The organism is Candidatus Binataceae bacterium (assembly GCA_035294265.1).
Classification (GTDB): Bacteria; Desulfobacterota; Binatia; order Binatales; family Binataceae; genus DATGLK01.
In genome coordinates, this window is sequence record DATGLK010000004.1 from 71,710 (window position 1) to 82,276 (window position 10,567).

General features: G+C 62.7%; 8 protein-coding genes. 2 read left to right on the plus strand and 6 right to left on the minus strand.

Translation table 11 applies throughout. The annotated features are described in order from the left end of the window. Nucleotides 1-3: 3 nt before the first annotated feature. The 6 genes from pgi to tkt are packed head-to-tail and all read right to left on the minus strand — an operon-like array spanning nt 4 to nt 7,934. Nucleotides 4-1,632, minus strand: coding sequence for a glucose-6-phosphate isomerase (gene pgi, locus VKV28_00540; GenBank protein HLH75266.1), 1,629 nt, complete (start codon nt 1,630-1,632; stop codon nt 4-6). 26 nt (nt 1,633-1,658) lie between these two features. Continuing rightward, complete coding sequence (tal, locus tag VKV28_00545) at nt 1,659-2,735, minus strand: transaldolase (GenBank protein HLH75267.1); 1,077 nt, start codon at nt 2,733-2,735, stop codon at nt 1,659-1,661. A gap of 18 nt (nt 2,736-2,753) precedes the next feature. Then, nucleotides 2,754-3,419, minus strand: coding sequence for an HAD family hydrolase (locus VKV28_00550; GenBank protein HLH75268.1), 666 nt, complete (start codon nt 3,417-3,419; stop codon nt 2,754-2,756). Continuing rightward, nucleotides 3,412-4,803 (minus strand): glucose-6-phosphate dehydrogenase, encoded by a 1,392-nt coding sequence (gene zwf, locus VKV28_00555; protein ID HLH75269.1) that lies wholly within the window; start codon nt 4,801-4,803, stop codon nt 3,412-3,414. Before zwf ends, VKV28_00550 begins: the two co-directional genes overlap by 8 nt. After that, nucleotides 4,803-5,825, minus strand: a complete 1,023-nt coding sequence (gene gnd / locus VKV28_00560) for a decarboxylating 6-phosphogluconate dehydrogenase (protein HLH75270.1) — start codon at nt 5,823-5,825, stop codon at nt 4,803-4,805. Before gnd ends, zwf begins: the two co-directional genes overlap by 1 nt. A 33-nt stretch (nt 5,826-5,858) precedes the next feature. Next, on the minus strand, nt 5,859-7,934 hold the full coding sequence (tkt, locus tag VKV28_00565) for a transketolase (protein ID HLH75271.1): 2,076 nt from the start codon (nt 7,932-7,934) through the stop codon (nt 5,859-5,861). A gap of 413 nt (nt 7,935-8,347) precedes the next feature. On the opposite strand from tkt, the gene VKV28_00570 reads away from it, so the two are divergent. Both VKV28_00570 and VKV28_00575 read left to right on the plus strand, forming a co-directional pair. Next, nucleotides 8,348-9,649 carry a glycosyltransferase family 4 protein gene (locus VKV28_00570; protein ID HLH75272.1) on the plus strand — a complete coding sequence of 434 codons (1,302 nt, stop codon included), beginning with the start codon at nt 8,348-8,350 and terminating at the stop codon, nt 9,647-9,649. Next, nucleotides 9,634-10,533: a glycosyltransferase family 2 protein gene (locus VKV28_00575; protein HLH75273.1), complete on the plus strand. Its 900-nt coding sequence runs from the start codon at nt 9,634-9,636 to the stop codon at nt 10,531-10,533. Before VKV28_00570 ends, VKV28_00575 begins: the two co-directional genes overlap by 16 nt. Nucleotides 10,534-10,567: the final 34 nt, after the last annotated feature.

Here is a 10,567-nt window from a genome sequence, read left to right on the forward strand (position 1 = left end):
TTCTCAGACGCCGCGCAGCCGACGGTAACGGCGAATCAAGGCATTGGTGGAGCTGTCGTGAGTCAGTGCTGGCTCGGGGCCACGCGCCAACTCGGGCACAATCCGTTGGGCCAGCGCCTTGCCTAGCTCCACGCCCCATTGATCGAAGGAATCGATGTCCCAGATGGTTCCCTGGGTAAACACGTTATGTTCATACAAAGCCACCAGCGCGCCTAATGTACGAGGCTCCAGCCGTTCGGCCAAGATCACGCTTGTGGGTCGATTACCCTCGCAAACCCGGAAGGGAGTCTGGAAATCGGGCGATCCTTCTGCCTTCAGCTCCTGCGCGGTCTTGCCAAAAGCCAGCGCTTCGGCCTGCGCGAAGATGTTGGCCATCAACAGGTCGTGCTGGTGATGCAGCGGGCTGAGCGGTTGGCAAAAACCGATCAGATCGCAAGGAATCAATTTGGTCCCCTGATGGATCAGTTGGTAGAAGGAATGTTGTCCGTCGGTGCCCGGTTCGCCCCAGATGATAGGCCCGCTCTGATAGGTGAGACTGCGCCCCTGCAGGTCAACGTGTTTGCCGTTGCTCTCCATCTGCAATTGCTGCAAGTAGGCGGGAAAGCGCGCCAAATCCGCGGCATAAGGCATGATCCCCACCGTTTGCGCGCCAAAGAAATTGTTATACCAGACCGTGAGCAGACCCATCAGGACGGGTAGGTTACGCTCCAGCGGGGCGTCGCGAAAATGCTCGTCCATGGCGTGGAACCCCGCTAGCATTGCGCCGAAATGCTCGGGACCTATCGCTATCATGGTGGACAGGCCGATCGCCGAGTCCATCGAATAGCGTCCCCCCACCCAGTCCCAGAAGCCAAACATGTTGCGGGTATCAATCCCGAACTTGCTCACCTCGGCGGCGTTGGTGGAAACCGCCACGAAGTGTTTGGCCACCGCATCGGCACCCAGCGTATCCACGATAAAGCTGCGCGCGGTGGCGGCGTTGGTCATGGTCTCCAGGGTGGTGAAGGTCTTAGAGGAAATGATGAACAGGGCTTCCGCCGGGTCGATCCCACGCGTGGTTTCGCTGAAATCGGCGCCGTCAACGTTGGAGACGAAGCCCAGGCGCAGGGAGCGGTCGCTGAAGGAACGCAGTGCCAGATAAGCCATCTCGGGCCCCAGATAGGAGCCGCCGATCCCCAGGTTGATCACATGTTTGATTCGTTTACCGGTATGGCCGGTCCAGGCCCCCGAGCGTACCTGCTGGGCGAATTCCGCCATTCGATCGAGCACGCCGTGGACTTCGGCGACGACCTCGTGCCCGTCGACCTCGATCCGGGCGCCGCGTGGGGCGCGCAAGGCGACGTGCAGAACCGCGCGACGCTCGGTGTTATTTATCTTGTCGCCGCGCAACATCGCGTCGCGTCGCTGCTCGACCCCGCGCTCGCGGGCCAGACCAATCAGCAGGCGCAGGGTTTCGTCGGTGAGGCGATGTTTGGAGTAGTCCAGATACAATCCCGCGCCTTCGGCCGTCATCCGCTCGCCGCGCCCGGCGTCGCGTTGGAACAACTCGCGCAGGTGAACATTTTTGATCTGCTCGTAATGGGACTGCAGGGCGCGCCAGGCGGCGCCTTGGTCGGGTCGCTCGCTTGCCATATCAGCTGTTTCCCTTCGCGCTGGCCTTAGCCCAGCGCCCGGCTTTTCTTATCGATGGTGGCCAGTAAGTCCTGCCAGGAATCGACAAACGATTTGGCGCCCTCGCGCTGCAGGTCGGCGCCCAACTTGGCGGGATCGATTCCGGTCGCAGCGAATTGGGCTAGCACCTGCTCGCTGTCGGCGCCGTTGCGAGCCATCGGATGGGGCATCTCGCCGTGTTTGGCGAAAGCCAGCAGAGTTTCTTCGGGCATCGTGTTGATCGTATTGGGCGCCGCCATTGCGGCTACGTACAAGACGTCGGAGGCCTTGGGATCCTTGGTTCCGGTGCTGGCGAAGAGCAGGCGTTGGGGCCGCGCGCCGAAATTTGCCAGCCGCTGCCAGCGATCGCTTTCGAGTAAATCGCGGTAGGCCTTGTAGGCCTGCTGGCCGATCGCGATTCCCAGTTTGTCGCGTAACGCACCCGGCACCTTGTCCATGGTGGCCTTGTCCCAGCGGCTTAGAAAAAGTGAGGCTACCGAGCGCACGTCGGGCGACAGCCCGGCGGCGATTCGGCGCTCCAGCCCCCGCATGTAGGCCTCGGCCGCGGCCAGGTAATGTTCGCGATTGAAGAGCAGGGTGACGTTGACCGGTACGCCCGAGAAAATCGCCTCTTCGATCGCGGGAATCCCCTCGCGGGTGCCTGGAATCTTGATAAAGAGGTTGGCGCGATGGGCCTTGGCGTGCAGTTCCTTGGCCGATGCCACCGTGCGCGCGGTGTCGTAGGCCAGCAGTGGCGAGACCTCCAGCGAGACAAAACCGTCCACCCCCGCGGTGCGCGTGTGGATTGATCCAAACAGGTCGGCGGCCTGGGTCAGGTCGGCGATCGCCAGCTCGAAAAACAGCTCCTCGCCCCGTTGACCCGCCTTGACCTGGCGCTTGATGTCGTTGTCGTAGGCCGCGCTGCGGGTAATGGCCTGGTCGAAGATCGTGGGGTTGGAGGTCAGGCCGGTAACCGACAGCTCATCGATATAGCGCTTGAGCGTGCCGCTGCTCAAAAGTTCGCGCGTGATATTGTCCAGCCACAGGCTTTGCCCGAGGTCGTGGAGCATTTGCGGTGCATTCATGAAGGTTTGTCCTCCGCTTCAAACTTGCGCCAAGCGGACACGCTTGACGCCGAGCAAATCGTCGATGCGATTCAGGGCAAGGTCCGCCGCCGGATACTGAGCCAGCGCGGCGGGATCGTTGGCATAATGACCCTGTTTGGGGAAGACGGTAGTGACCCGCCCGCCCCAGTAGTGCTTGATTGCACTTAGAATCCTCAGCTTATCATCGATCATGACGTAGCGATCCGCCGGATAAAGGCGCTCGACGTCGGCCAGCATCTGCTCTTTATGGACGTATACCAGCACATGCCCGCCAAAGGCCTGCCACAGGCCCGAGCGCTGGATTTTGCGCGGCTGAAAGACGGCATCTCCATCGGAGAGAATGACCGTCTTGCCCCATTGCTGCATCCGTGCCACGACCGCCAACGCATTGGGATAGAGCCGCTGCGCGAAGGGGTAGTCCACCAGCCAGTTGGCCATCCACAGCACTTTGGGATCGTGCAGGGCCTCCAGCCGATAGCGTTCCAGCGCCCCCAGGTAGTCGGCATAGCCCAGGGTGTTGCGCAGTTCCTCGAATAATTCCCAGTAGCGGTCACGGGTGGCGCGCCCGTAGGTCTGTTCGAGATGGTCGCCGAGATCGACCTGCACCCGGTCGTTGTCGATCAGTGTATTGTCGACATCGAACAAAAACACCAGCTCACTCATTGGCGCCCTCGGGCGCGCGTGGATTGAGCCAGGGGCCGTCGGCGCCAATCAATTGCCAAGCCTCGTCAGGGCCCCAACTGCCCGATTCGTACTGGTACAGCGGGGTGACATCGCCCAGGATGGGTTGCACCACTCGCCATTGCGCCTCGACCAGATCCTGCCGTGCGAACAGCTCGCTCACCCCGCGCATCGCGTCGCCCAGCAGCCGCTGATAGGGCGGCATGTCGTCGGCGGCCTGACGGGTCAGGATCAACTCGACGTCCTTACCCACCATCCTTTCCCCTGGAGTCTTGACCCGCAGCCCCATACCTATGCTGATGTCGGGGCTGATGCGCATGCGAACGTGGCCCGAGAGCGCCGGTACCACCTCGCCGAAGGTCTCGCGCGGCGGCCGGTTGAACTCCACCACCACCTCGGTCGAAGTGACCGGCAGCTCCTTGCCAGCGCGAATGAAGATGGGTACCCCGGCCCAGCGCCAGGTATCGATGAACAGCTTGAGCGCGACGAAGGTCTCCACGGTTGAGCCCGGTCGCACGCCCTGCACTTTTTGATAACCGCGATACTGGCCGCGTACCACCTGATCGGGCGTCAATGGGCGTACGGCCTTGAGCAGACGGGTTTTCTCGTCGCGCACCGCTTCGTGTTCTTCGCCGGTGGGCGGATCCATCGTGAGCACGGCGAGTACCTGCAGCATGTGATTTTGCACCACGTCGCGAATCGCACCGGCTTCGTCGTAGAAGCGGCCGCGGTCCTGCACGCCGAACTTCTCGGCCATCGTGATCTGGATCGAGCGCACGTAGGTGCGATTCCAAATCGGCTCGAAGGTCGAATTGGCGAAGCGGGTGTACATGATGTTCTGCACCGGCTCCTTACCCATGTAGTGGTCGATGCGGAAAATCGCCTCCTCGGCAAAGTACTGGTGCAGAATCTGGTTGAGCGTAATCGCTGACTCCAGGTCGTGGCCGAACGGCTTTTCCACCACCACCCGGGCCCTGTCGGCACATCCCGATTTGGCCAGATTTTCGGCGGTTACCCCGAACAGGCTGGGCGGGATGGCCAAATAATGTAGCGGAGATTTGGCCTGCCCCAACAGCTGGCGCAGCTTGGTGAAGGTGGTCGGATCATTGTAGTCGCCATCGACATAGCGCAGCAGCTCGCACAGCTTCTGGAAGGCCTGCTCATCGACTCCGCCATGCGCTTGCAGGCTTTCCCGGGCACGCGCCTTGAGCCGCTCCACGTCCCAGCCCGAGTGCGCTACGCCGATAATCGGAATGGTCAGCCCCTCGTCGCGGATCAAGCCCTGCAGGGAGGGGAAGATCTGTTTGTAGGCGAGATCGCCGGTGGCGCCGAAAAACACCAAGGCATCGCTAGGCGTGGCGGCCATCACTGGTTGCCCCCCGATTTCTCCTCGTGGCCGCCGAACTCGTAGCGCATCGCGGATAGCAGTTTGTCGGCGAACTCCTCGGCCCCGCGTGAGGCGAAGCGAGCGTACAGCGCCGAGCTGATGACTGGCGCAGGCACACCCTCGTCGATCGCAGCCTGCAGCGTCCAGCGTCCTTCGCCCGAATCCGAAACTCGGCCGTGAAACCCGGCCAGCTCGCGATCGTGGACCAAGGCGGCGGCGGTGAGGTCTAGGAGCCAGGAGCCGATGACGCTGCCGCGCCGCCACAGCTCGGCGATCTCGGTTAAATCGAGGTCGTACTGATAAAGCTCGGGTGCGCGCAAGGGCGCGGTCTCGGCGTCCACCTCACTCTTCTTTTTGCCGACATTGGCGTTTTTCAGAATGTTGAGCCCTTCGGCGAAGGCTGCCATCAAGCCGTACTCGATCCCGTTATGGACCATTTTGACGAAATGGCCGGCGCCATTGGGACCGCAGCGCAAATAGCCGTTTTCCGCGGTGGTGGGCGCGCCGCTACGCCCTGGCGTGCGGCTGGCCGCCGCCATTCCAGGGGCCAAGGTCTTGAAGATCGGATCGAGATGGCGCACTACTTCCTCCTCTCCGCCTATCATCAGGCAGTAGCCCCGCTCTAGTCCCCAGACCCCGCCGCTGGTGCCGGCGTCAACGTAATGCAGCTGCTTGGCCTTAAGTTCCTTAGCCCGTCGAATGTCGTCGTGATAATAGGAGTTGCCGCCGTCAATCACGATGTCGCCGGCTTTGAGTAGCGGACTGAGCGAAGCCAGCACCGAATCGACCACCGCCGCCGGGACCATCAGCCAGATAGCGCGCGGCGTGCTCAGCTTCTCGGTGAATTCCTTGAGGCTGGTCGAACCCTGGGCGCCTTTGTCGGTCAACTCCTTGACCGCCTGCGGATGGCTGTCAAAGACCACGCATTGATGGCCTCCCTTGATCAAGCGTTGGACCATGTTGGCGCCCATTCGTCCCAGACCGATCATTCCCAATTGCATAATGCTTCTCCTTGTCGAGTTGCCGCGCGGGGACTACTTGCTGCGTGCCAGGCTTTGCCGCGCAGCTTGGACCACGTGATCGGAAGTGAAGCCGAAATGACGGGCCACCACCGCCATCGGCGCCGACATGCCAAAGGTGCGCATTCCCAACACCTCGCCGGTGGGGCCGGCATAGCGTGCCCAGCCCAGCGGCGAGCCTTCCTCCACCGTGACCCGCGCTCCTACCTTGGGCGGCAGCACGGAATCGCGATAATCCTGGCTCTGATGGTCGAACAGCTCCCAGGAGGGCATGCTGACCACGCGGACTTTGAGCCCCTGTGCCTCCAGCTTGGCGCTGGCTTCAAGGCATAATGTCACTTCGCTGCCGCTGGCGATCAGGATGACGTCGGGCTGATGGTCGGCCGGATCGGCCAGAATGTAGCCGCCGCGCGCCAGTCCTGCGGCGGAGGCGTAGCGGGTGCGATCCACAATCGGCAGGGGTTGGCGAGAACATATGATAGCGGCGGGCCGGTCGGTCAGCGGCAGCACCAGCCGATAGGCTTCGACCATTTCGTTGGCATCGGCCGGCCGCAGCACCAGCATGCCTGGGATAGCGCGCAACGAGAGCAATTGCTCGATCGGCTGATGGGTGGGACCATCCTCGCCAACGCTGATCGAATCGTGGGTCCAGATGTGGAGCACCGGCAGCTCCATCAACGAAGCCAAGCGGATAGCGCCGCGGGCGTAATCGGTGAAGATCAGGAAGCCCGAGCCGTAGGCCCGCAGTCCGCTCAGCGCCATGCCGTTGACCAGCGCGCACATCGCATGCTCGCGCACGCCGAAATGTAGGTTGCGGCCGCGATAGCTGCCCAGCGGCTGGGCGGGCTGAAAATCGCCGGCATCCTCGAAGGTCAAGCGAGTCTTGGTCGAAGGGGCCAAGTCGGCCGCGCCGCCGATAAGCCAAGGGATGCGCTGTGCCAACGCGTTGAGCAATTGGCCCGAAACATCGCGCGTGGCCATCCCCTTGGGATTGGGCGCATAGCTGGGCAGGGCCCGCTCCCAATCCGCCGGTAGGCTGCGAGTCTCGATTGCCGCTACCTCACTGGCCAGATCGGGATATTGGGCGCTATAGCGCGCTCGCATCGCCTCCCACTGCTGGCGCAGGCGAGCACCGCGCTCGCCCAGGCCAGCGGCGAAATGCTCCCGTACGCCGGCCGGAACCACAAAGGTTTCGTCAGGATTGAAGCCAAAGAATTCCTTGGCTAGCCGCACCTCGGAGGGCCCCAGCGGCTCGCCATGGGCAGCCGCGCTATCTTGGCGATGGGGCGCGCCGTAACCGATATGGCTGTGGACGATAATCAAGGTGGGACTTTTGGTATTGGCCAAAAAATATTTATAGGCGCTGCGCAATTGGGCGGCGTCGTTAGGGTCGCTGACGTGCGTTACGTCCCATCCATAAGCCAAAAAGCGCGCGGCGACGTCCTCGCTGAAGGCCAGGTCGGTGCTGCCCTCGATCGTGATGCGGTTGCTGTCGTAGATCCAGCATAGGTTGGAGAGCTGCAGATGGCCGGCCAGCGAGGCTGCTTCACTGGAGATCCCTTCCATCATGCAGCCGTCGCCGCACAGTGCGTAGATGTTGTAATCGAACAAGGAAAAGTCCGGCCTATTATACGTCGCGGCCAAAAAGCGCTGCGCCAAGGCCATCCCCACGCTGGTCGCTAGTCCCTGGCCTAGCGGTCCAGTGGTGGTCTCCACTCCCGAGGTCCAGCCGTATTCCGGATGACCCGGACAGCGGCTGCCAGCCTGACGAAAATTCTGGATATCCTCCAGGGTCACCGCCAGACGATCGTCACCTCCGTAGGAAGGGTGGGCGGCTTTGACCCCGCTTAGATGAATAAGCGCATAAAGCAGCATCGAGGCGTGGCCGGCTGAGAGCACGAAACGGTCGCGGTTGAGCCAACCGGGCGCCTGTGGATCGTAGCGCAGGAATTCCTGCCACAGGGTGTACGCGGTGGGGGCGGCGTCCATTGGAGTGCCGGGATGGCCGGAGTTGGCCTTTTGGACTGCGTCGATCGCCAGGGTGCGAATCGTGTTGATCGCCAGTTGGTCGGGGCTCTGATTGACTGCCATGCCTGTCTCCTCAAGTGAAGGCCGCGCCGCCGGCCCAGCAGCAGGGCGCTGAACAACTCGGTTTGGGCGCGAGCGGCACGTTGCGTGAAGCGCCGCTCCGCTGGCTTTATCCTCCATCATCTCCTCGCTGAACCAGGGGGAGATGAGAGGCAAAGCGTGGCCTGAGGAGGCTTTCTCTCAAGCCCGTCGGATCCATGATTACCTATGCGGCGCTGTATATGAAGCGTCGCCCCCATTTTTTAGCGAAATAATGGCAGGCCAGTGACTGGGTGGAGCGCGTGGCAGGGGCAGCCATCTGCGGCGCCATTCTAACGTCGCAAGCCAATTGCTGGGATCATTAACTCCCCTACCGGGCGGGGGATTAACGAATTTACCGCGCTGGCAGCCATTTTCTCGCTACATAGCGCGCCAGTATGGATCGCTCAGCCCATCTCGCCGCGCCAGACTTCCAAACCGGCACGCCGTTGGCAATTGACGTTGCGATGGTGGGCGCGCGCCTGCACTACGGGCTGCCCTCGACGTTGGAGCGGATAGGGCTGCTAAGGGTATTTTATACCGACATTTATTGTGGCAATAAGCCGCTGCTGCGCCTCTTGCTGCGGCTGCCGACCCCGCGCTGGTTGCACCGGAGGCTGGCGCGCCGTGACTGCGCCCATCTGGATCCCCGCCGGGTTTGCTCTTTTGACTGGCTGGGTCTTCGCACCCTGCTCAAGGAACGACGCCCGCGCGGCCGTGCCGCCCGTCAGGCCCATTATCGGCGCGCCGGCCAAGCTTTCGCCCGGCGCGTCGCGGCGCGGCTGCGCCCCGGGGCCGATGCGATTTACGCCTTTACCGGGGTGGCAGAGGAAATTTTCGTTGCGGCGCACGCCTTGGGCATCCGCTGCCTGCTGGAGCAAAGCTCGGCCCCAGCGCTGCTTCATGTTCCCCTGATGGAGGAAGAGGCGCGGCGCTGGCCGGGCTGGGAGCGGGCCGACCAGACGGGCGCGACCAAGCTGGCCGCCCGGCTGGAGGGCGAGCGCGAAGCAGTCGAATGGGCACTGGCCGACGCGATTTTTTGTCCCTCCTCTTTTGTGCTCGAAAGCTTGCGTGGCCAGGGCGTGGCCGCGAACAAACTGCGACTGCTCTCCTACGGTATCGATCGCGACCGCTTCCCCCCTCCTGTCACGCGTGCGCGCAGCGGCGGTCCGATGCGTTTGCTGTTCGTGGGGACCATCGGTTTGCAAAAAGGAATTCAGTATCTGGATGCCGCCTTGCGCCTGCTGGACACAGAGGCAATCAAGTGCCGCGCGGTAGGGCCGATCAATCTAACCCCCTGGGGTCGTGAGCAAATCCGCGATCGAATCGAGCTGACGGGCCCACTTGACAGCGCCGGCGTGGCCGCGGCCTACCGATGGGCTGACGTGCTGGTGCTGCCCTCGCTGTGTGAGGGGAGCGCGGTCGTCGTGTACGAGGCGATGGCCGCGGGCCTGCCGGTCATCGTTACGCCCAATTGCGGGGCGGTGGCACGGGACCGGCGCGACGGCCTGATCGTTCCCATCCGCGACCCGCACGCGTTGGCGGCTGCGCTCGAAAGCCTGGCCGCCGATAGCAAAACCCGCTGCGCGATGGGTCAGAGCGCACGCCAATGGAGCGAGCACTTCTCGCTGGAGCGCTATCGCGCGGCGCTGCTGGAGAGCGTCGGCGAGCTGTTGAGGAAACCATGCGAACCGATGTGAGCGTGATCATTCTGACCTTCAACGAAGAGCGCAATCTGGGCCACGCCTTGACCTCGGTGTGTGGATGGGCGCGCCAAGTACTGGTGCTGGATTCCTTCAGCACCGATCGCACCCTGGAAGTGGCCGCTCGGTTTGACTGCCAATGCTTCCAACATCGCTTCACCGGCTATGCGGAGCAGCGCAACTACGCCCTGCAAATGTTGCCGATCACGGCCTCGTGGATCCTATTTTTGGACGCCGACGAATTTGTACCTCAACCGTTGGCTGAAGAAATTGGGCGCTGCCTTGCCAGCCAACCAGCCTACGACGGCTATTTTGTGCGGCGACGCTTTTTCTGGATGGGGCGATGGATCCGGCGAGGCTATTACCGCACCTGGCTGCTGCGGCTATTTCGGCGCGAACGGGGCCGATGCGAGCAGCGCGGGGTCAACGAGCACATCGTGGTGGACGGGCGGGTCGGCTACCTGCGGGCCGCCCTGATCCATGAAAACCACAACGGCCTGGAGCGCTGGATCCAAAAGCACTTGCGCTATGCCGGCCTGGAGGCGGCCGAAATGGCGGCGGGCCACTTCGACCTGGGCCTAGCCGGACAGGCCGCAACCAAGCGCTGGTTGGCCCGGTACGTATGGCGGTGGATGCCGGTGGGATGGCGGGCGGTGTTCTATTTTGCCTGGCGTTACCTACTTTTAGGCGGATTTTTAGACGGTCGGCAGGGGCTGTCCTACCATCTACTGCAGGCGCTGTGGTTTCGGCTCGTAATTGACCTCAAGTACCTCGAACTGCGCAGCGCCGCCACCACCACGGTGGCTGCCTCCGATGGCGTGGCCGATCGACTCCCCCCGTCGGAGGCGGCCGGACCGGCGGCCGTGGAGGTTTCGAATTAACAAGAACATCCACAGCGGCCAAGGTGCGGCTCCT